This window comes from Corynebacterium fournieri (assembly GCF_030408775.1).
GTDB lineage: Bacteria > Actinomycetota > Actinomycetes > Mycobacteriales > Mycobacteriaceae > Corynebacterium > Corynebacterium fournieri.
Map to the genome: position 1 here is coordinate 1,710,701 of NZ_CP047210.1, position 24,118 is coordinate 1,734,818.

General features: G+C 66.6%; 26 protein-coding genes. 10 read left to right on the forward strand and 16 right to left on the reverse strand.

Annotation, left to right across the window (positions count from 1 at the left end; all coding sequences use genetic code 11):
- Window positions 1-21: 21 nt before the first annotated feature.
- Window positions 22-669 (forward strand): 8-oxoguanine DNA glycosylase OGG fold protein, encoded by a 648-nt coding sequence (locus CFOUR_RS08250; protein ID WP_085958316.1) that lies wholly within the window; start codon window positions 22-24, stop codon window positions 667-669.
- Between the two features lie 287 nt (window positions 670-956).
- Here the strand turns inward: CFOUR_RS08250 and dnaG are convergent, their stop codons facing one another.
- On the reverse strand, window positions 957-2,930 hold the full coding sequence (gene dnaG, locus CFOUR_RS08255; RefSeq protein ID WP_085956648.1) for a DNA primase: 1,974 nt from the start codon (window positions 2,928-2,930) through the stop codon (window positions 957-959).
- Window positions 2,931-2,964: 34 nt separating this feature from the next.
- Between dnaG and CFOUR_RS08260 the strand changes: the two genes are divergently transcribed.
- Window positions 2,965-3,378 carry a guanyl-specific ribonuclease gene (locus CFOUR_RS08260; RefSeq protein ID WP_230471723.1) on the forward strand — a complete coding sequence of 138 codons (414 nt, stop codon included), beginning with the start codon at window positions 2,965-2,967 and terminating at the stop codon, window positions 3,376-3,378.
- Complete coding sequence (locus CFOUR_RS08265; protein ID WP_290179100.1) at window positions 3,378-3,650, forward strand: hypothetical protein; 273 nt, start codon at window positions 3,378-3,380, stop codon at window positions 3,648-3,650. Before CFOUR_RS08260 ends, CFOUR_RS08265 begins: the two co-directional genes overlap by 1 nt.
- An 81-nt stretch (window positions 3,651-3,731) precedes the next feature.
- Here CFOUR_RS08265 and CFOUR_RS08270 read toward each other — a convergent pair whose 3' ends face one another.
- The 3 genes from CFOUR_RS08270 to CFOUR_RS08280 are packed head-to-tail and all read right to left on the reverse strand — an operon-like array spanning window position 3,732 to window position 5,603.
- Window positions 3,732-4,082, reverse strand: coding sequence for a hypothetical protein (locus tag CFOUR_RS08270; protein WP_085956643.1), 351 nt, complete (start codon window positions 4,080-4,082; stop codon window positions 3,732-3,734).
- A 2-nt stretch (window positions 4,083-4,084) separates the two neighbouring features.
- Entirely contained in the window at window positions 4,085-4,543 is a 459-nt protein-coding gene (locus CFOUR_RS08275; RefSeq protein WP_290179102.1) for a prevent-host-death protein, read from the reverse strand.
- A gap of 40 nt (window positions 4,544-4,583) precedes the next feature.
- The gene (locus CFOUR_RS08280) at window positions 4,584-5,603 is read right to left on the reverse strand and encodes an endonuclease domain-containing protein (protein WP_085956650.1); all 1,020 of its coding nucleotides are present in this window, start codon (window positions 5,601-5,603) and stop codon (window positions 4,584-4,586) included.
- A 348-nt stretch (window positions 5,604-5,951) separates the two neighbouring features.
- Here CFOUR_RS08280 and CFOUR_RS08285 point away from each other — a divergent pair, with 348 nt between their 5' ends.
- The 3 genes from CFOUR_RS08285 to CFOUR_RS08295 are packed head-to-tail and all read left to right on the forward strand — an operon-like array spanning window position 5,952 to window position 8,831.
- Entirely contained in the window at window positions 5,952-7,664 is a 1,713-nt protein-coding gene (locus tag CFOUR_RS08285; protein WP_085956651.1) for a carbon starvation CstA family protein, read from the forward strand.
- Window positions 7,648-7,905, forward strand: a complete 258-nt coding sequence (locus CFOUR_RS08290) for a cory-CC-star protein (protein ID WP_085956652.1) — start codon at window positions 7,648-7,650, stop codon at window positions 7,903-7,905. The genes CFOUR_RS08285 and CFOUR_RS08290 overlap by 17 nt, the downstream gene beginning before the upstream one ends.
- A complete protein-coding gene (locus CFOUR_RS08295) occupies window positions 7,896-8,831 on the forward strand; it encodes an ArsA family ATPase (RefSeq protein WP_290179103.1) in 936 nt (311 codons plus the stop codon). The genes CFOUR_RS08290 and CFOUR_RS08295 overlap by 10 nt, the downstream gene beginning before the upstream one ends.
- Before the next feature lie 3 nt (window positions 8,832-8,834).
- Here CFOUR_RS08295 and CFOUR_RS08300 read toward each other — a convergent pair whose 3' ends face one another.
- Window positions 8,835-10,088 carry a deoxyguanosinetriphosphate triphosphohydrolase gene (locus CFOUR_RS08300; protein ID WP_290179104.1) on the reverse strand — a complete coding sequence of 418 codons (1,254 nt, stop codon included), beginning with the start codon at window positions 10,086-10,088 and terminating at the stop codon, window positions 8,835-8,837.
- 20 nt (window positions 10,089-10,108) lie between these two features.
- Here CFOUR_RS08300 and CFOUR_RS08305 point away from each other — a divergent pair, with 20 nt between their 5' ends.
- A complete protein-coding gene (locus tag CFOUR_RS08305) occupies window positions 10,109-12,124 on the forward strand; it encodes a TPM domain-containing protein (RefSeq protein WP_290179105.1) in 2,016 nt (671 codons plus the stop codon).
- Window positions 12,125-12,128: 4 nt separating this feature from the next.
- Here the strand turns inward: CFOUR_RS08305 and CFOUR_RS08310 are convergent, their stop codons facing one another.
- Genes CFOUR_RS08310 through CFOUR_RS08320 form a run of 3 tightly spaced genes read right to left on the reverse strand, consistent with a single transcriptional unit; the run spans window position 12,129 to window position 14,445 of the window.
- On the reverse strand, window positions 12,129-12,560 hold the full coding sequence (locus tag CFOUR_RS08310; protein WP_085956657.1) for a hypothetical protein: 432 nt from the start codon (window positions 12,558-12,560) through the stop codon (window positions 12,129-12,131).
- Window positions 12,557-13,063, reverse strand: a complete 507-nt coding sequence (locus CFOUR_RS08315; protein WP_085956658.1) for a hypothetical protein — start codon at window positions 13,061-13,063, stop codon at window positions 12,557-12,559. The genes CFOUR_RS08310 and CFOUR_RS08315 overlap by 4 nt, the downstream gene beginning before the upstream one ends.
- Window positions 13,063-14,445, reverse strand: a complete 1,383-nt coding sequence (locus CFOUR_RS08320; RefSeq protein WP_085958317.1) for a glycine--tRNA ligase — start codon at window positions 14,443-14,445, stop codon at window positions 13,063-13,065. The genes CFOUR_RS08315 and CFOUR_RS08320 overlap by 1 nt, the downstream gene beginning before the upstream one ends.
- Before the next feature lie 174 nt (window positions 14,446-14,619).
- Here CFOUR_RS08320 and CFOUR_RS08325 point away from each other — a divergent pair, with 174 nt between their 5' ends.
- Complete coding sequence (locus tag CFOUR_RS08325) at window positions 14,620-15,108, forward strand: ArsR/SmtB family transcription factor (protein ID WP_085956659.1); 489 nt, start codon at window positions 14,620-14,622, stop codon at window positions 15,106-15,108.
- Window positions 15,109-15,123: 15 nt separating this feature from the next.
- Entirely contained in the window at window positions 15,124-15,567 is a 444-nt protein-coding gene (locus CFOUR_RS08330) for a Fur family transcriptional regulator (RefSeq protein ID WP_085956660.1), read from the forward strand.
- On the opposite strand, the gene CFOUR_RS08335 is transcribed toward CFOUR_RS08330, so the two are convergent.
- Genes CFOUR_RS08335 through era form a run of 3 tightly spaced genes read right to left on the reverse strand, consistent with a single transcriptional unit; the run spans window position 15,564 to window position 17,982 of the window.
- Window positions 15,564-16,289, reverse strand: coding sequence for an isoprenyl transferase (locus CFOUR_RS08335; protein WP_085956661.1), 726 nt, complete (start codon window positions 16,287-16,289; stop codon window positions 15,564-15,566). The two genes, CFOUR_RS08330 and CFOUR_RS08335, sit on opposite strands and share 4 nt — an antisense overlap.
- Window positions 16,290-16,298: 9 nt before the next feature.
- Window positions 16,299-17,024, reverse strand: coding sequence for a DNA repair protein RecO (gene recO, locus CFOUR_RS08340; RefSeq protein ID WP_085956662.1), 726 nt, complete (start codon window positions 17,022-17,024; stop codon window positions 16,299-16,301).
- Window positions 17,014-17,982, reverse strand: coding sequence for a GTPase Era (era, locus tag CFOUR_RS08345; protein ID WP_085956663.1), 969 nt, complete (start codon window positions 17,980-17,982; stop codon window positions 17,014-17,016). The genes recO and era overlap by 11 nt, the downstream gene beginning before the upstream one ends.
- 117 nt (window positions 17,983-18,099) lie before the next feature.
- On the opposite strand from era, the gene CFOUR_RS08350 reads away from it, so the two are divergent.
- The gene (locus CFOUR_RS08350) at window positions 18,100-19,143 is read left to right on the forward strand and encodes an HNH endonuclease signature motif containing protein (protein ID WP_085956664.1); all 1,044 of its coding nucleotides are present in this window, start codon (window positions 18,100-18,102) and stop codon (window positions 19,141-19,143) included.
- Window positions 19,144-19,203: 60 nt separating this feature from the next.
- On the opposite strand, the gene pdxY is transcribed toward CFOUR_RS08350, so the two are convergent.
- Genes pdxY through CFOUR_RS08375 form a run of 5 tightly spaced genes read right to left on the reverse strand, consistent with a single transcriptional unit; the run spans window position 19,204 to window position 24,108 of the window.
- Window positions 19,204-20,076, reverse strand: a complete 873-nt coding sequence (gene pdxY / locus CFOUR_RS08355) for a pyridoxal kinase PdxY (protein ID WP_085956665.1) — start codon at window positions 20,074-20,076, stop codon at window positions 19,204-19,206.
- A gap of 9 nt (window positions 20,077-20,085) precedes the next feature.
- Window positions 20,086-21,150, reverse strand: coding sequence for a 2,3-butanediol dehydrogenase (locus tag CFOUR_RS08360; protein ID WP_085956666.1), 1,065 nt, complete (start codon window positions 21,148-21,150; stop codon window positions 20,086-20,088).
- Window positions 21,151-21,209: 59 nt separating this feature from the next.
- On the reverse strand, window positions 21,210-22,526 hold the full coding sequence (locus CFOUR_RS08365; RefSeq protein WP_085956667.1) for a hemolysin family protein: 1,317 nt from the start codon (window positions 22,524-22,526) through the stop codon (window positions 21,210-21,212).
- Window positions 22,523-23,089 carry an rRNA maturation RNase YbeY gene (gene ybeY / locus CFOUR_RS08370; RefSeq protein WP_085956668.1) on the reverse strand — a complete coding sequence of 189 codons (567 nt, stop codon included), beginning with the start codon at window positions 23,087-23,089 and terminating at the stop codon, window positions 22,523-22,525. Before ybeY ends, CFOUR_RS08365 begins: the two co-directional genes overlap by 4 nt.
- Window positions 23,086-24,108, reverse strand: a complete 1,023-nt coding sequence (locus CFOUR_RS08375) for a PhoH family protein (RefSeq protein ID WP_085956669.1) — start codon at window positions 24,106-24,108, stop codon at window positions 23,086-23,088. Before CFOUR_RS08375 ends, ybeY begins: the two co-directional genes overlap by 4 nt.
- Window positions 24,109-24,118 lie beyond the last annotated feature (10 nt).

Below are 24,118 nucleotides of genomic sequence, written 5' to 3' on the forward strand. Positions count from 1 at the left end.
AAGGCCTCTAAGATGGTGCGCATGACTCAGATTGCACAAGCCCTCGAAACCGTGAAGCCCACCGCGCAGGACGTGCTGGGCGACTCCGCGACCTTCTCCCCCATCCGCTGGAAAACCGGCTGGCCGCACCACCTGCGCCGCGTGCCGCCGTTCCGCGACGACGCCACCGCGTCCATCACCCGCTCCGAAGTGTTCGCGTTCGGCGCCGACGTGCGTGAGTCCGGCTACGCGCGCGAGCAGATCATCGACTTTTTGGGCGCCTGCTTCGCCTACATGGCCGGCCAATCCAACCAGGTGATGCAGATGCAGGCGTTCCTGCGCAACAAGGGCAACGCGCAGAAACTCCTGGCCGCCGTGCGACGCCTGGACGGGGCCTCGCCTATCGACGCCTACGGGGCGTTGACGGCAACCAGCCTGCCCGCGAAATTCGCCTCCGCGGTGGCCTACTTCCTGGCCGGGGAGCAGGAGGCCGGGGAGGCGTCGAAGCCGGCGATCATCTGCTCCAACCGTGCGCGCGTTGCTGGTCTGGCATCGGAGGGCGACTGGTCTGCCGAGGAGTACGGCGAGTACCTGGAGGCGCTGGCGGCGGCGCGGGATGCTTACGACGCCGAACTTCCGCTGGACGCCGTGGAGTGGGCCGCGCGCAAGTACGCCGCCACGCAGGAATAGGGGCCGCGGGGGCGGGGGCTGGGGCTTGGGGTTGGGGGCCTGGCGTTGGGGGCCAGGGTTGCGGCCGGGCTCGGGGACCGTCTCGGGGTCGGGGGTCCCGCCTTGCCCCGCCCCTCAACCGCAAAACCGGCTACCTAGAACCGGCTACCGCTCGATTTTCGGCGTGGTAGCCGGATGCAGATAGCCGGTTTTGCGGCCAAAGCAGGGTGGACGCGGCGCAGCGCACGGCCACGGCGCAAGGACCTCAGGCGCGGCCGGTCTCCCCCGACCAGCGCGGCGCCGTCCCCCTACCGGTTGCTGCGGAAGGCGCGGTCGTTGAGGTCGCGGCGGGCCTGCTCGAGCGCGACCAGGTCTGAAAACAGCGCGTTGTAGGCCTCCTCGTCGTCGGAGGGGCGCATGCGCTGCAGCTGGGACTTCAGCTGCGCGATCTGCTGGCCCACGCGGGTCTCCTGCAGGCGCGAGAGCACGGAGTCGGCGTATTCGTAGAGGTCGTCGGCGTGGATGGGTTCGACGGCCAGCTCGGAGACGAAGTTGCGGCCGGCGTAGTCGCGCATCTCGCCGGCCACCGCGGCGAGGAAGTTCGAGGCGTCGGGGGCGCCATCGGCACCAGCGGCACTAGCGCCGGCACCACCGCCCGCAGCGGCAGCGGCAGCCCCGGCGCGGGCGCAGCCACCGGCCGCGGTGATGGCCTCGCGGACCTGGTGGTAGGCGTCGTGGGTAAACGCGTCTGGGTTGATGCCGTCGAAGTAGTTGCCGGCCGCCGCCGGGTGCTGCAGCGCAATCTTGAGGGCTTCGCGCTGGGGCCACAGCACCGGGTCGTCGGGGCGCGGCGGGATGAGGATCTCGGACTGCGCGCCGGAGCTCGAGGGGCCCGCCGCGGCCGGGTCTTTCGGCGCAACCTTCGGCGCGCGCTTCTGCTTCTTCGGCTTCTTGGCCTCGGCGCGGACCTGCTCTAACACCTCGTCCGGGTTCGGCCAACCCACCCAGCCGGCCAGGCGGCGGGCGTATTCCTGCTGGAGCACACGGTCGGAGATGGTGGCGACGACGGGAACGGTGCGTCGTAAGGCTTGCACCCGCCCCTCCGCAGAATCCAGCGAGTAGTCCTGCAGAAGCGACTCGATGACGAACTCGTAGACGGGCACGCGGCCGGCCACCAGGTCGCGCACCGCCGCGTCGCCGCGCGCAAGGCGCAGGTCACAGGGGTCCATGCCGTCCGGGGCGACCGCGACGAAAGACTGCGCGCCGAACTCCGCATCCGTCTCAAACGCGCGCATCGCCGCCTTCTGGCCAGCCTCGTCGCCGTCGAAGGTGTAAATCAGCTCGCCGCGGAAGAAACTGTCGTCGAGCATGAGGCGGCGGATCAGGCTCATGTGGTCGCCGCCGAACGCAGTGCCGCACGTGGCCACGGCGGTATCCACACCCGCGGCGTGCATCGCCATGACGTCGGTGTATCCCTCCACCACCACCGTCTGGTGCTTCTCCGCGATGTTCTTCTTCGCCTTATCAATACCGAAGAGCACCTTGGACTTGTGGTACAGCAGGGTGTCCTGGGTGTTGATGTATTTGCCGAGGCGGTCGTCGTCGTAAAGCTTGCGCGCGCCGAAGCCGATCACGTTCGAGGCGGTGTCTTTGATCGGCCAGATCAACCGGCCACGGAACTTATCGATGGGCCCGCGTTTGCCCATTGAGGACAATCCGGCGTCGATAAGCTCCTGCACCTCAAAGCCCTTGCGCAGCAAGTGCTTCGTCATCGGATCCCAGCCGCGGGGCGCGTAGCCGCACTCGAAGTCGTAGATGAGCTCGCGCGAAAAGCCGCGCTGCAGCAGCATGTCGCGCGCCGGGGCCGCCTCCTCCGACTCCAGCTGCTCGCGGAAGTACTCGTGCGCCGCCTTGTTCGCCGCCAACAGGCGCTGGCGCGTGCCGCGGTCCACCTTGCGCGCGCCCGTGGACCCGCCCTGGTAGTTGATGTGGTAGCCGATGTGGTCCGCCACCGCCTCCACAGCCTCCGGGAAGGTGAGCTGTTCCATTTCCATCATGAAGGAAAAGACGTCGCCGCCCTTGCCCGTGGAAAAGCAGTGGTAGTAGCCGTGCGCGGGGCGGACGTGGAAACTTGGGGTGCGCTCATCCTTGAACGGGCTTAGGCCCTTCAGCGAGTCGTGTCCGGCGGGCTTGAGCTGCACGTATTCGCCGACGATCTCGTCGAGCGGCGCGCGCTGACGGATAGCCTCAATATCACTATCCGGAATTCTGCCCCTAGCCATGGCGCTCACTCTAGCGCGTGGCACGATATTGCCCATGAAGCGCCTATCCGTCCTGCTCTCCTGCCTCTTTCTGAGCAGCTGCCTATCGACGCCACCTTCGGCCCCTCCCCCAATCCTCGAGACCACCCCACAGGAGTCCGCGCCCTCCGCCTCCGGCCTGCCCGCCTGCGAGGGGCTGCCCGGCGAGGCCTGGGACACCGTCGACCTCATCGAAGCCGGCGGCCCCTTCCCCCACCCGGACAACGACGACCGCCGCTTCGGCAACTACGAACGCATCCTGCCCGAGCAGCCGAGGAATTACTACCGCGAGTACACCGTGGACACCCCGGGCGTAAGCCACCGCGGCGCGCGACGCATCGTCACCGGCGGCGGTGCCGACGGGCACGTCGACGAGTGGTTCTACACCGCCGACCACTACGAATCCTTCTGCGAAATGGAGGTCAACTAATGACCGCTGTGTTTCTCACCCGCCCGGTGCGCTCGATCGAGGACCTCGGCGCCGCCATCATCGCCGCCGTCTACGGCGCTGGCGCGGCAACGTCCCCTGCCGACGCGTCCCCCGACGCCCGCCCGGTGCCGCGCAACCTCGACGCCCTGGCCGACCTGTTGCGCGAGGCCCGCGTCAAACGTGTGGTGGTGACGGATTGGGGGATGCCGGAGGCGTCGAGAGGCGGGCTGCTCGAAGTGCTTGCCGACGAAGGCGTGGAGCTCGTCCACTAGACCCCAAGTATCAAACCCCTATTAAGGCCCAAAATGGCGCATACTAGGGCTCTGTTACTCGGGGTTTGCGGCTGGGAGGGACTACTTCGTCTCGTTCGGGTGACTGGTATACACAGCCTCGAGAAAGACCGTGCGGTCATCGATGTAGAACCAGATCCGCGCTGAACCTTTCAGCGTCGGTTTGTGTTGCCACCGCTCGAACGACTGCCCGCCGCGCTGCACAGTCCCCAGCTCCCCCTTCAGACGGTAATTGGTGGAAGTGGTTGCCGTCGGGGTACGAGTGAGGAAATCCCATGCGTCGGCCATCGGGTTTCGTATGGTCGCCACCAGGTCGCGCCATCCCTTCTTCGCCCCAGCCGAGGCGAAGCGGATGTCGTACTCGACCTTCTTCGCGGGGCGCGGGACCAGCTCCCCCTTCCTCCCGGCTGCCATCGCTAGGGGCGCTCCACCGGCTCACTGTCTGCAAGCCAGTCGGTTTCCTCTTGCCCGAGCCCTGCCGCGACAGCGGTGGCGGTTTCTTTCCACGCAGTGAACTCAACGAGGGCAAGGTGTGGTTGTTCGGTGGCGAAGGAGGCGCGTGCTGCGTCGATAAGCTCCTGCGCACACAATTCCCTGTCTGCCTGCGACAGCGCCAACATCCAGGGGAACGCTCGAGCCATTCGTTCGCCGAGGCTGCCGACGCCTTCCGTTGCCACGGTGATGAGTTGAGCCGCGAGTTCCAGCAACTGCGCCCGCCGTTGCGCCTCCCGCGCGGACATGAGCACCAGCGACTCCCCGTCGCGGCGCGTGACCGTGACCGGGTGCTTTTCCGCTTCGGCGAACACCTCGGCGGACCGCTTGCTCAGATCAGAGGAGCGGCGGGAATGCGGTGGAGTTCCTGCTGCGAGTGTCATGCCTCTGAGGATATTCGGAATGTATTCGGAAGTCGAGGGGTCATGGTCTGCGGAGCATGTCGACGGCTTCCTGCAAGTCCGGCGGCAGCGCCACGTTGCGCCCCGGGCCGATCGGCGTGTAGCCCTTCGGCTTCACCTGCACGGGGAGCAATCTCCGGGCAATCGGCCAGGCGTTGCGGATGCGTTGGATCAAATCCGCTTCGTCGCCCCAGAAATCGCTGGTGTAGAAGTGCAAGACTTTGTATCCGCGCTCGGCGAGCCAGTCGTCACGGATACGCTGCTTGCGCAGGACGTCGTGGGGAACCTCCTCGTATTTTTCCCACCCGTCGACCTCCACGACAAGGTTGTCGCCGATAAGGAAGTCAACCCGGTACGGTCCGATCGCCGCCTGTGTGCGGTACGGGACCCCGTGGGCATCGAGGATCAGGCGCAAGAGGGACTCGTAGGGCGAATCCGAAAGTCTGCTAGCCAGCGGCAACGCTTTCCGGGCGTTGGCGATGCCTTTCGTGCCGGCAAGCCGGGCGATGGTTGCGCGGAACTGGTGCAGCAGTTCCGCGTACAGGTGGTCGCCGTGGCCGGAAAGCACGCTGTCTATCGCTATGACGCCTTCACGCACGCCGCGTTCCCGCGCGATGTCGATGGCGGTTCGGACCGCATTGGTGTAGCGCACCGGCCCGTCGTAGATAATGTCGACTTCCGGTATTTGCCGGTAGCGGTACTCGTAACCGGTCCAGCCGCCTTTGGTGGAGGCCGGGCGCCCATTCGGCACCGCAAGCGTGACTGGTGCGTTGCGTGCAATGGTCCACACGCCGTTTAGCCTGGCTGCCGAGCAGCCGATGAGTACCGCGCGTCTGCTCTGGCACCCTGCTGCGTAGCACCGCAAAAACGCCCGCTGGTACTCCTTGAGCTTCTTCCACGTCGCGGCGCAGAAGTACATCGACTTGGTCAACTGCACCATCTCGCCATCGCTGATGCGCCGGTGCGTCTCGGTGTCCACGGACGACACCCTCCGCAGGTCGACGAGCTTTTCCCGCAGTTCCTTCTTGCGCGTGTCTTTCATTAGCCCCCCCTTGACTAATTACCCCGCTGCGGAGACTACCGGAGGCGCGTTGTTCCCACCGGGTATCGGGCCCAGCCGGCGAGCCCGGCCGGCGGGGCCGGTCCCCGGCGCCCGGCGGGCCTGTCCCCTCTCCCGACCCCGCAGACCCCTAGCAACAAACCCCTAGTAAGGCCGACAAACGGGCATTCTCAGGAGGGCTTACTAGGGGTTTGTGGGAATGAGCGCGGCCTACTCAGAGGCTGACGCCCGCTCGCGCCGTCGCGCACCTACATGCCGAACGCGCCGAGAGAAAGTGTCGTGTGCCATAATACGTGAAAATGTGAACCGCGACACGATCGGAGAAGACCTATGAGCTCGTTAATCCTGGTGCTCGTTGGCCTGGCGATGATGGCCGCCGGCTACCTGTTGTACTCCAGGTTCCTGGGCAGCCGGGTGTACCAGCTCTCGGACACCTACACCACTCCGGCGCACTCGATGGAGGACGGCATCGACTTCGTCCCCACCAACAAGTACGTCCTGTGGGGCCACCACTTCACCTCGGTGGCGGGCGCGGCGCCCATCATCGGCCCAGCCGTCGCGGTGATCTGGGGTTGGCTGCCGGCGTTTTTGTGGGTCACGCTCGGCACGGTCTTTTTCGCAGGCATGCACGATTTGGGGGCGCTGTGGGCGTCGCAAAGGCATCGCGGCCAATCCATCGGCACCTTGTCCGGCCGCTACATCGGCGCGCGCGGGCGCAACCTGTTCCTCGTGGTGATTTTCCTGCTGCTGCTCATGGTCAACACGGCGTTCGCGGTGGTCATCTCTAACCTGCTCATTTCCACGCCGACGGCGGTGATCCCCACGTGGGGCGCGATTGTGGTGGCGCTCTTGATCGGCCAGGCCATCTACCGTTTCAACTGGAACCTACCGCTGGTCTCGATCGTGGGTGTTGCGGCGCTGTACGGGCTGATGATCCTCGGCGATCAGTTCCCGGTCTCGCTGCCGGAGACGATGCTGGGCATCCCGGATCGCGGCTGGTGGATCATCTTCCTGTTCGTCTACGCGTTTGTGGCTTCGCTGCTGCCGGTGTGGGTGCTTTTGCAGCCGCGCGACTACATCAACGGCTTGCAGCTGTTTGTGGGGCTGATCATTTTGTACGGTTCGTTTTTCATCGTGCGGCCGGAGGTTGTCGCGCCCATGCTTCGCGACGACGTCCCGTCCGGCACCCCCGGCATCCTCCCGCTGTTGTTTGTCACCATCGCGTGCGGCGCAATCTCGGGCTTCCACGGCATTGTCGCTTCGGGCACGTCGTCGAAGCAGCTGGACAAGGAGACGGACACGCGTTTTGTGGGCTACTTCGGCGCGGTCGGCGAGGGCCTGCTGGCGCTGGGCACGATTGTGGCGACGACCTCCGGTTTTGCCTCGCTGGCGCAGTGGGAGGAGATCTACAACGAGTGGAACGCCGGCGGCGTGGATGCGTTTATCAAGGGCGGCGGCGATCTGATGCACGCCGGTTTGGGTATCCCCACTTCCCTGTCCGCGACGATCCTGGCCACGATGGCGGTGCTGTTCGCCGCCACCACGATGGATTCGGGCATCCGCCTGCAGCGCCTGGTGGTTTCGGAGATTGCGGAGCTCGCCGGCGTGAAGCTGTCCGGGGTGGTGGCCACCGTCATCGCGGTCGGTTGCGCGATGGGTCTGACGTTCTCCATGGGTCTGGACGGCTCCGGCGGCATGTTGATTTGGCCGCTGTTCGGCACGACGAACCAGCTGATGGCGGGCTTGACGCTGGCGATTGTGGCCATCATTCTCACGCAGCTGCGCCGTCCGTCGTGGCCGGCGCTCATCCCGCTGTTCTTCGTCACGGTGATGTCTCTGTGGGCGGCCGTGCTGCAGCTGCGCACGCTGTGGGGTTCGGGCAACTGGCTGCTGCTGGTGCTCGACGCGGTCATCATCTGCTGCGCGATCTGGGTGGTCGCGGAGGCGTTGACGGCGCTGTCGAAGGCCCGGCGAGAGCCTGCGGTGGTCTGGCGCGACGACGAGACGATGCCGGGTGAGTTGGCGGATGTTCGAGCGCTGTAAGGCATTCGCCCGCGGCTTGGACGAGTTTTACAAGGCGCCGTACCGCCGCGAGTTCGCCCGCGCCGCGCGCGAGGAGGACGACTTGTTTACCCTGCTCGTCGCCTCGGAGACCCTCGGCATTGCCAACCCCGCAAGCTTTTACACCCTCGAGCTTTTGCCATTGCTTTACGACGAGTTCCACGCCTGGCACACCCGCATGGGCATGGAGCGCTCCCCCTTGGACGGCGTGCGATGCTGCTAGAGGCCGCCCCGGTGATGTTCTTCGGCGGCAAGGGCGGGGTGGGCAAAACCACCGTCTCCGCCGCCGCGGCGGTGCGCCTGGCCGAGGCGGGCCGGCGCGTGCTGCTGGTGTCGACGGACCCGGCGCACAACTTGGGCCATATCTGGGACCAGCGCTTGTCCGCGGAGCCGACCGAGTTGGAGCCGGGCCTGGTTGTCGTGGAGCTCGACCCGGCCGCGACCACCGAGCGCCACCTTGCCGAGGTGGAGCGCTCCATGCGCGCGATGATGCCGGAGCGCATGCACCCGGAGATTCGCCGGCACTTAGACCTGTCGCGAAATTCCCCGGGTATGCACGAGGCGGCGATGCTGGAGGCGGTGGCGGAGCTCGCGCTCAGCGAAGGCTTCGACCACATCATCTTCGACACCGCCCCGTCGGGCCACACCTCGCGTCTGCTGGCGCTGCCGGAGCTAATGGCCGCCTACACCGGCGGGTTGATGCAGCGGCGTGAGCGCTCCGACAAGTTCTCGCGTGCGGTGCGCGGCCTCGGCGGGACCGTCGACGACCCAGTGGAGCGCCGCAACCAGGAAATCCGCACCACCTTGTTGCGCAGGCGTCGCAAGTTCGAGCGCCTGCGCGAAGTCCTCACCGACCCCGCCGCCTGTTGCTTTCACATCGTGCTCACCGCCGAGCGGCTGCCGGTGCTCGAAAGCGCTGAGCTCCACCGCGACCTTTCGGAAAACCGCATCCGCGTCGGCTCGCTGGTGATCAACCGCCGCAGCCCCGCCGACGCCGGCGAGTTCATGGCCGCACGGCGCGCGGTGGAAGACGACGCGCTGGCGCTGCTCGACTCCCTGCTGCCCAGCGTGGCGCGCACGGAGCTGCCGTGGCTCGCGGGTGAGATTGGCAGCCGCGAAGCGCTGGCCCAGATCGCGGCGCGCTTGTAGGCCCTAGAAATACCCCTCGAACGCGGAGGCCTTGTCGGCGGTGCGCTCGAGGCGCGACTCGGTCATGGACGCGATCTGGTCCACGATCACCCGCTCGCGCTCCAGGTCCGTCTCCGCGGCGTTGAACCACGCCTGGAACATGGTGTCCAGGGTGCCCGGCGCGCCGGCGCGCAGGTACTCGTGCACGCGGTAGATGCGGTCGCGCTGGCGGTCCTGGCGCGCCTGGTGCGACGGCTGGTCCATGACGTAGAGCACGGCGACCGTCTTGAGCAGGCGCACCTCCGCTTCCACGTCCGGCGGCACGATCAGGCGGCCGTGTTGGCGGCCGAGCACGCCAGATTCGTTGCCGTCGAGGGTCGCGCGGGTCACGGCGCCGACGTAGCGGCCCACCAGCTGCGAGGTCAGCGCCTTCAGCCCGGTCCACGCCTGCAGCGAATAGTCGAACTCGCTGGCGGCGGCGATGGCGGGCAGGGACCGCAGCCGGTCGGCCGCTTCCACCAAGGAATCCGCATCCCCGCCGAACGCCGCCGCGCCCTTGTCGGCGAGCGCCGCCAGCTCCACGAAGTCCCACAGCACGCGAAGCGACACGCGCCCGGAGACAATGCCGTCTTCGACATCGTGGACGGAATAGGCGATGTCGTCGGAGAAATCCATCACCTGCGCCTCCATCGGCGGCACGGAGTCGGTGTGGCCTTCGCGCACCCACTCGAGCACTTCTGCGTCCTCGTCGTAGGCGGAGTACTTGCGGTTGATGGACCCGTCCGCATTCGTGCGGGTGAGCGGGTATTTCACCGCCGCGTCGAGGGAGGCGCGGGTGAGGTTGAGGCCGAAGGAGGTGGCGTCGATAAGCACTTTCGGCTCCAAGCGCACCAGAATCCGCAGCGTTTGCGCGTTGCCCTCGAAGCCGCAGGGCGCGACGTCGTTGAGCGCCACCTCGCCGTTGTGGCCGTAAGGCGGGTGCCCGATGTCGTGGGTCAGCCCCGCCATCTCGCACAGATCCGGGTTCAGGCCCAGCCCCTCGCCGATGCCGCGCGAAATCTGCGCCACCTCAAGCGAGTGCGTCAGTCGCGTGCGCGGGGTGTCGCCGTCGCGGGGTCCGACCACCTGGGTCTTGTCCGCCAGGCGGCGCAGCGCCGCAGAATGCAGCACGCGGGCGCGGTCGCGGGAGAACGCCCCGCGCGACTCCGGCGCCAGCTGCGCGCCCTTCGGAGCCTCGTCGGCGCGGCGTTCGGTATCGGCGGCGTTGTAAACGTACACGTCGCGCTACCCTAGTCGGCATGACTAGCCGTTACTTGCGCATCCTCGCCGTGTCCGGCGGCCTTTTTGTCGCTACCGCACCCGCACTCAGCTTTGCGACGGAAGCTCCGCCCGCCCAACTCCAGGCACAAGCCACCGCCACCAAGGCATCGCTCGAGCCTGGGCGGCTGACGCAACCGGTCACCGACGACGCCGCGGTGCTCTCCGCCGACGAACTCTCCGAGATCGAAGCCGCGATCCAGCAGGTCAGCCGGACAAAGGGCAAGTCCGTGCGCGTGGTGTTTTTGCGCACCTTCGGCCAGTACACCCCGTCCGAGTGGGTGGACAAGGCCGTGGCAGCCAACGGCTCCAACACCGCCGTGCTGGCCATCTCGCCCGACGAGCGCTTGTACAACGTCGGCGGCGGCGAAGAGTGGACCCAAAGCGAGATCGACCGCATGAACGAAGCCGCCCACGCGCAGCTGGCTGAGATGAACTGGTTTTCCGCGGCGCTCAACGCGGTCAATGCGGTGGGATCTTCCGGAGGTGCGTCGTCAGGCGACGGCTCGGGCGCAGGCTGGGTCGCCGGCGGGCTGGGCGTTGCGGCGCTGGCTGGCGGCGGCATCTACGCGGCCACCCGCAAGGGCAACAAGAAGCAGCAGGCCAAGCAGATCGAGTCCGCGAAGGCGCTCGACCCGGCGGACACCGACTCGCTGGGGCGGCTGCCCACGCCGACGCTGGAGCAGGTCGCGCGCGACGCGCTGGTTTCCGCCGACGACTCCATCACTCAGGGCAAGCAGGAACTTCAGCTGGCGCAGTCCGAGTTCGGCGCCGAGCGCGTGCGCCCGTTTACCTCCGCGATGAACGAGGCCACCTCCACCCTGCAGCGCGCCTTTTCCACCCACCAGAAGCTTTACGACGCGATCCCGGAGACCGAACCCGAAAAACGCGCCATGTTGGTGGACATCATCTCCTCTTCTGGCCGCGCGGAGCAGGCGCTGCGCGACAAGACCAACGAGTTCAACGAGATGCGCGGCGTGCTCATGCGCGCGCCCGAAGAAGTGGACAAGGTGCTGGAGCGCACCGTGGACATCCGGGCGCGCCTCGAGCCCGCCCGCGCGACGCTTTCGCAGCTTAAGGGCGACTACCCGGCGCAGATCCTTGAATCCATCGTAGACAACGTCGACCTGGCAGAGGCCTCTCTGAACGAGGCGGAAAAGGCCCTCGGCGAGGCCCGCACGATCGCGCAGCAGCCAGCCGGGCGCCAGGGAGCGCTGCTGGACACGCTGGCCGCCGCCACGCGTGCCGTCAACGTCTCCGACAACAACCTCGCCGCCATCGAGCACGCCGAGGACAACATCCGCGCCGCCAAGACGAACCTGCCCGCCCTCATCGACGAAATCCGCGGCGAGCTGCGCGAGATCGAGCAGGTCAAGGGCGCGCGTTCGCAGGGCGCGCCTATCGACGTCGCTTCGCTCGACGCCACCTCCGCCAAAGCCCAGCGCATGCTGGACAACATCGGCGACCGGGACACCAGCGACCCGCTGGCGCTCTACCAGGAGCTCACCGGCATGGACGCCGAAATCGACGCCGCGCTCGACCGCGCCAAGGGCATCGCCGGCGATCAGACCCGCGCCCTGCAGCTGTTCGACCAGCAGATGCAGGTGGCCGGCGCCCAGATCCAGCGCGCCGAGGACTTGATCCTCTCGCGCGGGCGCATCATCGGCTCCCACGCCCGCACCCTGCTGGCGGAGGCGAAGCGCCAGTACGCCGAAGCCCACCAGCTGCGCACCCGCGACACCCGCACGGCCATCGACGCCGCCCGCGCCGCCACCGACACCGCGCGCCGCGCCGAGGCAGCCGCGAACGACGACCTGCGCCGCTACCAGGCCCAGCGCAACCGCCAAACCGCGGACTCGCTGGCCAACGCCGTGCTGTGGGGCTCCGTGCTCTCCGGCGGCTTCGGCGGAGGCGGAGGATTTGGCGGCGGCGGTTTCGGCGGGGGCGGCGGAGGATTTTCCGGCGGGCGCCCCTCAAACCGCGGCGGGACCTTCTAGCGCGCTAGTAGCGGGTGCGGCGGGCTGGGGCATCGACAAACGTCAGCGCCCAAGACAAAAACACGATGTCCACCAGTTCGGCGCGGGCGGTAACGTCCACGTCCAACTCGCCCGACGCGGACCCGCGGGTCACTGCGACGATCTCGCCGGCCGCGTCGCGGATCTCGCGCTTGGGGGCCACCGCGCCGGAAAGCAGATCAAAGCCGGAGCGGTTGAGGCTGTAGCGCCGGCCTGCGCAATCCGCGACGTAGCGCGACACCGTGAACCCGGCCTTGCGCAGCAGGTACTCCTGCCCCGTTGCCGCATCGACGGCGCGGAAGTCCACCGGGTTGTCTGAGGTGACCCCCAGGACGGTCTCGCCCACTGTCACCGTGTCGGCGGTGGTGTGGGCGACGGACCTGTGGCCGTCGTAAAGCGTCGCGCCCCGCCAGATCACAGCAGTGCCACCAGAACCGAAAACAGCGACAGGAACACCAGCGTGGCTATCAGCACGGTGGACATGGCCATCTTGCGCGCCTCCAGCACACAGCGCGACAACCACGCCAACCCTGCCACATGCGTCGGCGGCAAATCGGTCTCGCCCTCGAACTCCAGAATCGCGCGGCGCACGCCGTTGTGGTCCTGAGTGAACTGGGCGACCTTCTCCCCGTCCGGGCCCTCAACCACCCAGTTCTTGGAGGTCTCCGGGATCAAGGCGTACGGGGTGTCCTCCACCACCGCGTCGATGCGCTTGGAGCGCTTCAAACTGTCGCCGGTGCGCACCACCTCGCGGCCTCCGCACGTGGCCACCGCGCCCGACTCCGGGTGGGAGGTCAGCTCCCAGTGCTCGCCGCACACAATCGCGCGGTCGTGCTCGAACACGCCGAGCACGTCCGGGCCGTCCTCGGCGAGCAGCTTCGGTGCGTCCCGGTTCGTCCGGTCCCAGCTGACGTAGTGCATTAGCAGCCGATCAGGCGGGCGGCCAGGTACGCCTCGAGCTCGTCGAGCGGGATGCGCTCCTGCTCCATCGTGTCGCGCTCGCGCACGGTCACGGCCTGGTCCTCCAGGGAGTCGAAGTCGTAGGTGACGCAGAACGGCGTGCCGGTCTCGTCCTGGCGGCGGTAGCGGCGGCCGATGGCGCCGGAGGTGTCGTAGTCCACGTTCCAGTGCTGGCGCAGCTTCGCGGCCAGCTCCTCGGCCGGTCCGGCCAGCTCCGGCTTCTTCGACAGCGGCAGCACAGCCACCTTCACCGGCGCGAGGCGACGGTCCAGGCGCAGCACCACGCGGGTGTCGGTCCCGCCCTTGGCGTTGGGGGCTTCCTCTTCGTCGTAGGCGTCGATGAGGAAGGCCATCATCGCGCGGCCGAGACCTGCGGCCGGCTCGATGCAGTACGGGATCCAGCGCTCGTTGTTTTCCTGGTCGAAGTAGCTCAGGTCCTCGCCGGAGGCCTCGGCGTGGGTGCGCAGGTCGTAGTCGGTGCGGTTGGCCACGCCCTCGAGCTCGCCCCACTTGGAGCCGGTGAAGCCGAAGGCGTACTCGATGTCGACGGTGCGCTTGGAGTAATGCGACAGCTTCTCCTGCGGGTGCTCGTACAGGCGCAGGTTGTCCGGGTTGATGCCCAGGTCGACGTACCAGTTGTAGCGGTTGTCAATCCAGTACTCGTGCCACTTTTCGTCCTCGCCGGGCTTGACAAAGAACTCCATCTCCATCTGCTCGAACTCGCGGGTGCGGAAGATGAAGTTGCCCGGGGTGATCTCGTTGCGGAAGCTCTTGCCGGTGTTCGCGATGCCGAACGGCGGCTTCATGCGCGCCGACGTCATCACATTCTTGAAGTTGACGAAGATGCCCTGCGCGGTCTCCGGACGCAGGTAGTGCAGGCCTTCCTTGTCGTCGACGGGGCCGAGGTAGGTCTTCATCAACCCCGAAAAGGCCTTCGGCTCGGTCCAGTTGCCGGGCTGGCCGGTCTCCGGGTCGTTGATGTCGGCCAGGCCATTTGCCGGCGGGTGGCCGTGCTTTTCCTCGTAGGCCTCCAGCAGGTGGTCGGCGCGGTAGCGCTTGTGGGTGTAGAGGGACTCGACCAGCGGGTCGGTGAACACCTCGACGTGGCCGGATGCCTCCCACACCTTGGTGGGCAGGATCACGGAGGTGTCCACGCCGACGGTGTCGCGGCGGGACTGGACCATGTGCTTCCACCACTGGCGCTTGAGATTTTCTTTCAGCTCGACGCCGAGCGGGCCGTAATCCCATGCGGAGCGGGTGCCGCCGTAAATCTCGCCCGCGGGGTACACCAGCCCGCGGCGTTTGCAGAGGTTAACGACGGTCTCAATCTTTGATGCGGGCATCAACATCTCCTGGTGGGAAAGCGCGTGCAATTTACCGTCAACAGCATAGCCCGCCTGCCGACGCCTCCGGCCACTCGCCCAGTTTGGACATAAGTCCCAGTGCGGTTGGGTGTCTTGTACTCTAAATGGTGATCAACACTTTTTGCCCACTGGCGCTGACGAAAGGGGACGCCGATGAGCGACCGTTCCCGTCTGGCCAACCTGGCGGAGTTGACCGACCACGACCTGGACCGTGCCGCTGCCCTTGTCAAGGTGCTCGACTCGAAGACGCGGCTGGAGATCTTGCTGCTGCTCGCCGACAAAGAGATGGTGGTCCACCAGCTCGTCGACGAGTTACAAAAATCCCAGCCGCTGATCTCCCAGCACCTGCGCGTGCTGCGCGCGTCTGGGTTGGTGTCGTCGTCGCGCAACGGCCGCGAGGTGCTCTACGCGCTGGACCAGCCGAACGTCATCGGCATCATCCACGACCTGGCCAACCTGGAAGCGCTCGACGCGGCGAAAGACGAGCTGGCCAGCCTGCGCAAACGCAAGCGCCACACCGGCACGAGTGCCGCAGGCCTGGAAAGCGTGACCGGCGCCGCCATCATCGATCCGCCCGCCACGGTGCGTCCCCCGCTCGATCCCGGTTTGGCGCCGCAGACGCCGAAGCCGGTGCATGACTAGCTACACTGGACCGGTATGACGCAACCGAACCGCCGTACTTCCCACTCGCGGCCCGTCCCCAAGCTGGGCCCGCGCATGACGCGCCAGCGCGCTGCCGTCGTAGAGACGCTGCGCGGGATGGACAAGTTCGTGTCCGCGAAAACGATCCACGAGCAATTGCTTGACGACGGCGATTCCGTCGGCCTCACCACCGTCTACCGCACCCTCCAATCCCTCGCCGAGGTCGAAGCGGTCGACGTGCTGCACTCCCCCGACGGCGAAACGCTCTACCGCGACTGCTTCAGCGGCCACCACCATCACCACCTCGTGTGCACCGAGTGCGGCCGCAGCGAAGAGATCGAGGGCGGCCCGGTGGAGAAATGGGCCGAGCTCATCGCCGCGCGCTACGGCTACGAACTGTCCGGCCACGACGCCGAAGTCTACGGAGTGTGCCGCCCCTGCCAGGCCGCGCGGGTCTAGTTGGCGAACTTATCCACCGCGCCGCCGAACCGGCGGTCGCGCTTGGCGTACTCGAGCACCGCGTCCCACAGGTCCTGCTTAGTAAAGTCCGGAAACAGCACGTCTTGGTAGACCATCTCCGCGTACGCGGACTGCCACAGCAGGAAGTTCGAGGTGCGCTGCTCCCCGGACGGGCGCAAGAACAGGTCCACATCCGGCATGTCCGCGCGGTACAGGTAGCGGGCAATGGTCTTTTCGTCGACGGCGGTCACGCCATCGTCGATAAGCTTTTGCACCGCATCCGCAAGCTCGGCGCGCCCGCCGTAGTTCACGCACATCGCCAAGGTCAGGCCCGTGTTGTTTTTGGTCAGCTCCTCGGCGACCTCGAGCTCCTCAATCACGCTGCCCCACAGCTTCGGGCGGCGCCCGCACCACACCACGCGCACGTTTTTCTCGTGCAGCTCGTCGCGCTGGCGGCGCAGCACCTCGCGGGTGAAGTTCATCAAAAAGTGCACCTCGGAGGGGCTGCGCTTCCAGTTCTCCGTGGAAAACGCGTACGCGGAGAGCCACTGCACACCGCCGAGCTCAATGCACGCGTCGACGGCATCCATCAGCTTCTGCTCGCCCACCTTGTGGCCCTCGGTGCGCTTCAAGCCGCGCTTTTGCGCCCAACGGCCGTTGCCGTCCATCACCAGCGCGATGTGCTTCGGAATAAACTTCTTGTCAATCTGTGGGGCGCCCATGGGCGTCAATTATGCCTGCTCCATGATCTTGAAGCTTTTCAGCCCGGCCTCAAGGTTGTACTGCAGGTGGGCCACGGTCGCGCGGTGGATCTGACCCACCCGCGCCTCGGATGCCGCGTGGCCGCGCTGCATCAACCACATGTCGTGCAGCGTCTCGCGGTCCACATCCATCGAACCCGGCGGGCGGCAGTTGTTGCACACCGCCCCGCCCACCGCGGCGTTGAACGCCTTGTGCGGGCCCGGCGTGCCGCAGTTCGCGCAATCGAACAGCGACAAACCCCAACCGGCGTGCTCGGTGGCCTGCAGGATAAACGCGTCGAGCACCATCGTCGGGTGCTGCCGTGACTGCAGGTGCGAAAGCGCCTCCTGCACCAGCGCGAACAGCTCCGGGTCCGCCTGGTCGTAGCTGAGCCGCTCCGCCGTTTCCATCACGGCGCACGCGGCGGCGTAGCGGTCGAAATCATCGATGATGCGGGCGCCGTAATAGGACACGGTGTCGGCGGAAGCGATCGTCGCCAAGCTTCTGCCCGGATAGACCAGCGCATCCACCTCGACGAAGGGCTGGAGGCGCGAGCCGAACCTGCTTTTCGCCTTGCGCACCCCCTTCGCCACGCCGCGCACCAGGCCGTGGTTCTGGGTCAGCAGCACCACCACCCGGTCCGCCTCGCCGAAATCGTAGGTGCGCACCACAAACGCGCGGTCGCGCCAGTTCGGGCGCGCTGCCCTAGAAGCCAAGCCGGCCCAGCGCCTTCGGGTCCTGCTGCCAGTTCTTCAGCACCTTCACGCGCACGTCCAGGTAGACGTTCTGCCCGGTCAGCTCAATGATCTGCTTGCGCGCGCGGTGCACGATGCCGCTTAAACGCCGCCCGTCCGGGCCCTCGATAATGCGCTTTTGGCCCGGGCGCTCGAGGTAGAGCACCGCGTAGATCATCGTGCGGCGCGGGTTGTCCGGGTCCGGGTGCATCTCGTCGATCTGGACGGCGACGGAGTGCGGCAGCTCGTCGCGAAGCCCCTGCAGCGCCTCCTCGCGGATCAGCTCCGCGATGCGCGTTTCCATCTCCTCGTCGGTGGTGTGGCCCTCCGGGTAGAAGCGCGGGCCCTCCGGCAGCTTGTCCACCATCACGTCGAGCAGCGTGTCCATTTGCACGCCTTCGGTGGCGGAGACCGGCACGAGCTCGCAGTCTTCGCCGAGCAGCTCGTGCAGCTCCAGCAGGCGCTCGCCGACGGCGTCCTTGCCGGTCTTGTCCAGCTTGGTCACGATGCCGACGATCGGCGTGTTCGGCTTCGTCGCCCTGATCTGCTCCAGGATGTAGCGGTCGCCGGGGCCGATCTTCTCGTCCGCCGGCACCGTAAACCCGATCACGTCCACGTCCGCGAAGGTGTCTTTGACCACGTCGTTGAGGCGCTCGCCCAGCAGCGTGCGCGGGCGGTGGATGCCGGGGGTGTCCACCACGATCACCTGCGCGTCCGGGCGGTTGATCACACCGCGGATCGGATGTCGGGTGGTCTCCGGCTGGTCCGCCATGATCGCGATCTTCTCCCCTACCAGCGCGTTGGTCAGCGTGGACTTGCCGGTGTTCGGCCGGCCCACGAAGCTGACAAAGCCGGACTTGAACCCCTCGGGGGTGTCGGTGAAGCCGCCAGCGGCGGCGTCTGCGGGCAGGTCGTCCGGAAAATCGGGGAAGTCGTTCATGGCCAGCGATTCTACCTGTGGATAACCGGGGTTGTTTGTTGACGCTGCAACGGAGTTATCCACAGAATCTTCGCGGGGTGCTTGGCGACGTCTACAGCACCCCCTACCTTCCGGGACATGAACTTTATGTCCTTTGTTTCCGCAAGTGTGGCGGTGCTTGCCGACTTCGACCGCGACGTCGCAATGGCCGCCGGGCTCTCACCGGGTCGGGTGCGCGACTTAGCCCGGGTGCACGAAGCGTTTTACGGCCCGACGCGCTACACCCGCAAACAAGCCGAAGCCCTCACCCTCGCCGAGGGCATGCCGATCGACCAGCTCATCCTGATAGAGAAGAAGCTGCGCGCCGTCGACGATACGGCAGAGCGCTGGCGCATCCGCCTTGATCTGGTGCGCCACCGCGGGGCCTTTCGCACACTGAGCAAACGCATCGCACGGTTGATCAAACCACCGGTCAAGCCCCCAGCCGCCGCGTGCCGGTTCACCCGCTCACGGGCCGGGATGCGCACCATGATTTTCACCTACAACGAACGCGACCTCGCCGATGTCGAACACACGCTTCGCGCCATGATCGACAACACCACCCCCGCCGCCGCCCAACTCGCCGACGCACTGATGCAGCTTTTGCGCGACGGCGACACCATCCCGCACGCAACCTTCCGCCCGATCGTGTTGGTGCCGATCGCCAACTGGGCACGCATCCACGCCGGCACCGGCGACGACGTCACCCTCACCTGCACCGACGGCACCACCATGACCGGAGCGCAATACCTCCAGCACGAATTCGGCGACATCCTCGAAGTCGCCGCGTTTCACCCCCAGCACGGCCCGGTCAACCTGTACAAGGCCCAGCGCTTCGCCAACGCGAAACAGAAAACAATGTCGAAGCTGTGCTGCCCGGCGTGCGCGTTTCCCGACTGCAAACACTCCGCCGAGACCACCCAGACCCACCACATCAGAGCATGGCGCTACGGCGGGATGACCAACATGGACAACCTCGCCGAACTGTGCCCCTTCCACAACGGCGTCAACGCCGACAACCACCACGGCGCCTTCGGCTACATCAACAACCCGAACGGGCGCATCCGCTGGATCGCCCCCAACGGCACACACGTACCCATGACCACCCCCGGCGCCATGGAACTGCTTTTCGACCCCACCTAACCCACCACACACAACACCCGCCCCACACAGGGGCGGGAAAAACAGCATGCCCGAAAACGGCTAGAGGGCCTCGACCTCGAACTGCAGCTGCGGGTTGGCGTAAAAATCCTGCGCCTCAACCAGCTTGAGCTCCTGCGAATCTGCCTCGTAGGTCACGCGCAGCAGGTCGTAGACCGACGACGCCGTCTTCGCCAGCGCCTCCTTCGCCGCGGTGTGCAGGTCCTGGCCTGCAATACCGCGCAGGTAGTGGCCCGTGAACAACGCCGCGGTGACGTCGCCGGAGCCGTTGCGCTTCACCGGCAGGCGCGGGGTGCGCACGATCCAAGAACCGTGGTCGTCCACGGCGATCATCTCAATGGCGTCCTCGGGGGTTTCCGGGTGATTGACCGACGTGACCAACACCGTCAACGGGCCCATCTCGCGGGCGGCCTCGACGGCGGCGAGGGTGGAATCCAGGTCCACCACATCGCGCTCAGTGAGGTAGCCCAGCTCGAACTGGTTCGGGGTGATCAGATCGGCCACGGGCACCACCTTGTCGCGCAGCAGCGGCGGGATGGTGTCGGCGACGAAGCAGCCCGACTTCGCGTTGCCCATCACCGGGTCGCACGCGTAAATCGCGTCCGGGTTGGCGGCCTTGATGCGCGCGACGGCGTCGATGATCACGTCGGCGATGTCGTCGCCGCCTTGGTAGCCGGACAGAATGGCGTCGATAAGCGGAAATGCCCCGCGGTCCTCAACGCCCTTGATCACGGACGAGACATCCGCCGCCGGGATCATCGGGCCCTCCCACGCGCCGTAGCCCGTGTGGTTGGAGTAGTTCACCGTGTAGACGGGCCACACCTCGTGGCCGATGCGCTGCAAAGGAAAGACCGCTGCCGAGTTGCCGACATGGCCATACGCGACAGCGGACTGGATAGAGAGGATATTGCTCATACGAGCATCTTAGAGCTCCGGCGACACCAGGATCTTCACTGCGGTCTCGTTGCGGTTGATCAGGGTGTCAAAGCCTTCGTCGACCACACCGTCGAAGCCGATCTTGCCGGTGATGAACGGCTTGAGATCGACCTTGCCGGACTCGACGAGCTTGATGGTCGCCGGGTGGTCGTGCGCGTAGCCGATGATGCCGCGCAGGGTCAGCTCCTTCATCACCACAGCGTGGATGTCCAGCTCAGCCTTCTTCGACCAGATGGACTCCACCACGAGGGTGCCCTTGAGCTTCAGGCAATCGACGAGCTGGTCGAGCACGACGTTGACGGAGGTGGCCTCGAAAGCGACGTCGACGCCCTTGCCGTCAGTGATCTTCAGCACCTCTTCCTTCAGGTCCTGCTTCGACGGGTCGATGGCGTAGTCGGCCACCCCGGCGTCCAGGGCCTTCTGGCGGCGCAGCTCAGACAGCTCGGAGACGATGACCGTGCAGCCGTACGCCTTCGCCACAGCGGCGGTGAGCACACCAATCGGGCCGGCACCGCCGATGAGCGCCACGTCGCCCTCCTTCGCCTCAGAGGCGACGAAGGCGTGGTGGGCGACGGACAGCGGCTCGATCAGCGCGGCCTCGTCCAGCGGCACGTCGTTGCTGATCGGGTGGACCCAGCGGCGCTGCACCGCAACCTTCTCGGACAGGCCGCCGCCACCGCCGGCGAGACCGATGAAGTTCACGTCCGGGTGCAGGTTGTACGGGCCCGGCTCCTTCGGGTCGACGTCGTCCGGCAGGACGTACGGCTCAACGACGACGTGCTGGCCGACCTCAAGGTCGTCCACGCCCTCGCCGAGCTCCGCGACGACACCGGAGAACTCGTGGCCGAGGGTGACCGGCGGCTCCTCGCCCGTGATCGGGTGCGGGTGACCCGGCTTCGGGCAGAAGATCGGGCCCTCGAGGTACTCGTGAAGGTCGGTGCCGCAGATGCCGCACCAGGCGATGTCGATGAGCACCTCGCCGGGGCCGGCAACCGGGGCGTCAATGTCCTCGACGCGGATGTCCTTCTGGCCGTAGTAACGCACAGCGCGCATGGGAAGCTCCTCTCGGTGGAAAAACCAGCTTACGGGCCTAATTCTACCCAAAAGTGCGACTATTCGCCCGCGAGCGGCTCTGTGGCCTCCGCCACTGAAACCAACACCGTGCGCGTCTTCATCCGGCCGCGGCGGTCGCGCCCGCCCTCCGCGGTGTAGCGCACCCCGTCGCGCAGAATCGACGACCCGGGCAGTGGCACACGCCCCAGCTCAAACGACAGCAACCCGGCAACGGTCTCGACGTTGTCCACCACGTCCTCGGGATACTCCAGCTCGTAGTCCAGGTGGTCCGCCAGGTAATCCACCAGGTCGTCCAGCGGCAGGCGCGCCTGCACGCGGAACACGCGCGGCTCGACCTCCGTGATCGGTGCTTCCTCGTCCTCGTCGTACTCGTCGGTGATCTCGCCGACGATCTCCTCCAGCAGGTCCTCCATGGTCAAAAGGCCGGCGACGGTACCGTATTCGTCGATAAGCAGCGCGATGTGCGTGTTCGCCTGCTGCATCTCCTTAAGCAACACATCCAGCGGCTTCGAATCCGGGATGAACAGCGGCTCGCGCATGAACTCGGTGATTTCCGTGGCGGGATCGAGCGGGACGCCGCGCTCGTTGAACATGTCCTTCAGGTAAGCCACGCCGACGATCTCGTCGACGCTCTCCCCGATCACTGGCACACGCGAATGCCCCGAACGCACCATCAGCGCGGTGGCCTGGCGGGCGGTTTTCTCGCCCTCGATCCACACCATCTCCGGGCGCGGCACCATCACCTGGCGCGCGTAGCTGGAGGCGAGGTCGAAGATGTTCTGGATCATGCGGCCCTCGGTGGTTTCCACCACGCCCTTCTCCTGCGCCACCTCGACCATCTCGCGCAGCTCCACCTCGGTGGCGTAGGGGCCGTCGCGGAAGTCCTCGCCGGGGTGGAACAGGTTGCCCACCCAAATCAGCAGCTTTGCGACGGGCCCAAGGACCGCCTGGAACACCCCCAAGCCCTGCGCGGCCTTGAGTGAAATGGTGTAGGGGTTGCGCTTGCCCGCGGTGCGCGCGAACACGCCGACGATGGAAAACTGCAGCAACGTCACCACAACCACCGCCACCGCAATCGCCCACCCGACAGACGGCAGCAGGTCCATCGCGACCATCGCGGCCGTAACGGAGGCGACGACGTCCAGCACCGTTTTCACCAGCACAAGCGTGTTGACGTGGTTCGCCCGGTGGTCCACCACCCGCAAAAGCGCCGCGGCACCGGGCACGTCGTCTTTGACCATGCCCTCCACACGGGCGCGCGAAATGGGTGCGAGCGCGGACTCGATGGAGCCGAGCAGTCCGGACAGCAGCAACGCGACAACGGCGACCGCCGCGTAGGTAAAGGTCAGGCTCACTCGGCGCCCTTCATCAGCTTGTCCAACTCGTCGCGGTCCGCCGCCGAGGGGAAGGCGTGCGCGCCGGTGGGTTTGGGCTGGTACTCAACCCCGCGGCGGGCAAGGTCGTCGTACCAGTCCGCCAAAATTTCGTTCTGCAGGGCGAACATTTCACGCTCGTCCTGCGGCTCGATGTGGTCGTAGCCCAACAGGTGCAGCACGCCGTGGACGGTCAGCAGCGCCATCTCGTGAGCGAGGTCGTGGCCGGCCATCTCGGCCTGCTTCCGGTCGTAGGACGGGCACAAAATGATGTCGCCGAGCATCGCCGGGCCAGGCGCGTCCGCATCGGGGCGGCCACCGCCCGGAGTGAGCTCGTCCATGGGAAAGCTCATCACGTCCGTGGGGCCTTCCAGGTCCATCCAGCGCACGTGCAGGTCGGCCATCGTGTTCTCATCCACCAGCGTGATGGTGGCCTCGGTGTCGGGGTGGACGTCCATGGAACGCATGGCGTACGAGGCGACGTCGACAAGCATCTGCTCATTGACTTCCGCCTCGCCGGACTCGTTTAGCACTTCGATGCTCATCGCGATGCCTCCGCTTCCCGCTCCGCCTCGATGGCCTGCTGGCGCTTCTCGTAGCGCAGCGCGTTCTGCGCGTCGTGCCGGTCGTAAGCGGCGACGATGCGCGAAATCAGGTGGTGGCGCACCACGTCGGTGGCGGAGAGTTCCTGGAAGGAAATGTCGTCGATATCCGCCAGGATGCGACGCGCCACGCGCAGGCCCGACACGGTGCCGCGCGGCAGATCCACCTGGGAGGTATCGCCGGTGACCACCATCTTCGAGCCGAAGCCCAAACGGGTGAGGAACATCTTCATCTGCGCGCCCGTGGTGTTTTGTGCCTCGTCCAAGATGACAAACGCGTCGGAGAGGGTGCGGCCGCGCATGTAGGCCAGCGGCGCGACCTCGATGATGCCGGCCTCAATGAGCTTCGGAATCGCCTCCGGGTCCATCATGTCGCGCAGCGAGTCGTACAGCGGGCGCAGGTAGGGGTCGATCTTGTCGCTTAGCGTGCCGGGCAAAAAGCCAAGCTTCTCGCCGGCCTCCACCGCGGGGCGCGTCAAAATGATGCGCTTGACTTCCTTGTTCTGCAGCGCCTGCACACCCTTCGCCACGGCCAGGTACGTCTTGCCGGAGCCGGCTGGGCCGATGCCGAAGGTGATGGTGTTGTCGTCGATCGCGTCGACGTAGGCGCGCTGCCCGTGGGTCTTGGGGCGGATGACCTTGCCGCGGCGGGAGATGATCTCCTCGCCCAAAATGTCGGCCACGGAGCCGGGGGCTTCGGCCTCCATGATGCGCACGGCCTGAATCACCGTGTCGGTGCCCAGTGGCACGCCGCGGCGCGCCATGGACTCGAGCTCTTCGACCACGCGCAGCGCGTGCGCCGCCTGCTCCGCATGCCCCTTGACGGTCAGCTCGGTGCCGCGGGCGTGGAAGCCCACCCCGAGCTGGTCTTCGAGCACCCGCAGGTTGTCGTCGTTGATTCCCAGAACGGACTGCGCGTATGCCGAGTCGAGCTCGACTTTGCGCATCACCATTTCTTCCATGGGGGCCAAC

Coding starts and splice junctions, on each gene's coding strand:
- CFOUR_RS08250 (WP_085958316.1), top strand. CDS start 22: ATGACTCAGATTGCACAAGCCCTCGAAACCGTGAAGCCCACCGCGCAG.
- dnaG (WP_085956648.1), bottom strand. CDS start 2,930: ATGGCTAGGGGCAGAATTCCGGATAGTGATATTGAGGCTATCCGTCAG.
- CFOUR_RS08260 (WP_230471723.1), top strand. CDS start 2,965: ATGAAGCGCCTATCCGTCCTGCTCTCCTGCCTCTTTCTGAGCAGCTGC.
- CFOUR_RS08265 (WP_290179100.1), top strand. CDS start 3,378: ATGACCGCTGTGTTTCTCACCCGCCCGGTGCGCTCGATCGAGGACCTC.
- CFOUR_RS08270 (WP_085956643.1), bottom strand. CDS start 4,082: ATGGCAGCCGGGAGGAAGGGGGAGCTGGTCCCGCGCCCCGCGAAGAAG.
- CFOUR_RS08275 (WP_290179102.1), bottom strand. CDS start 4,543: ATGACACTCGCAGCAGGAACTCCACCGCATTCCCGCCGCTCCTCTGAT.
- CFOUR_RS08280 (WP_085956650.1), bottom strand. CDS start 5,603: ATGAAAGACACGCGCAAGAAGGAACTGCGGGAAAAGCTCGTCGACCTG.
- CFOUR_RS08285 (WP_085956651.1), top strand. CDS start 5,952: ATGAGCTCGTTAATCCTGGTGCTCGTTGGCCTGGCGATGATGGCCGCC.
- CFOUR_RS08290 (WP_085956652.1), top strand. CDS start 7,648: ATGTTCGAGCGCTGTAAGGCATTCGCCCGCGGCTTGGACGAGTTTTAC.
- CFOUR_RS08295 (WP_290179103.1), top strand. CDS start 7,896: ATGCTGCTAGAGGCCGCCCCGGTGATGTTCTTCGGCGGCAAGGGCGGG.
- CFOUR_RS08305 (WP_290179105.1), top strand. CDS start 10,109: ATGACTAGCCGTTACTTGCGCATCCTCGCCGTGTCCGGCGGCCTTTTT.
- CFOUR_RS08315 (WP_085956658.1), bottom strand. CDS start 13,063: ATGCACTACGTCAGCTGGGACCGGACGAACCGGGACGCACCGAAGCTG.
- CFOUR_RS08320 (WP_085958317.1), bottom strand. CDS start 14,445: ATGCCCGCATCAAAGATTGAGACCGTCGTTAACCTCTGCAAACGCCGC.
- CFOUR_RS08325 (WP_085956659.1), top strand. CDS start 14,620: ATGAGCGACCGTTCCCGTCTGGCCAACCTGGCGGAGTTGACCGACCAC.
- CFOUR_RS08330 (WP_085956660.1), top strand. CDS start 15,124: ATGACGCAACCGAACCGCCGTACTTCCCACTCGCGGCCCGTCCCCAAG.
- CFOUR_RS08335 (WP_085956661.1), bottom strand. CDS start 16,289: ATGGGCGCCCCACAGATTGACAAGAAGTTTATTCCGAAGCACATCGCG.
- era (WP_085956663.1), bottom strand. CDS start 17,982: ATGAACGACTTCCCCGATTTTCCGGACGACCTGCCCGCAGACGCCGCC.
- CFOUR_RS08350 (WP_085956664.1), top strand. CDS start 18,100: ATGAACTTTATGTCCTTTGTTTCCGCAAGTGTGGCGGTGCTTGCCGAC.
- pdxY (WP_085956665.1), bottom strand. CDS start 20,076: ATGAGCAATATCCTCTCTATCCAGTCCGCTGTCGCGTATGGCCATGTC.
- CFOUR_RS08360 (WP_085956666.1), bottom strand. CDS start 21,150: ATGCGCGCTGTGCGTTACTACGGCCAGAAGGACATCCGCGTCGAGGAC.
- ybeY (WP_085956668.1), bottom strand. CDS start 23,089: ATGAGCATCGAAGTGCTAAACGAGTCCGGCGAGGCGGAAGTCAATGAG.
- CFOUR_RS08375 (WP_085956669.1), bottom strand. CDS start 24,108: ATGGAAGAAATGGTGATGCGCAAAGTCGAGCTCGACTCGGCATACGCG.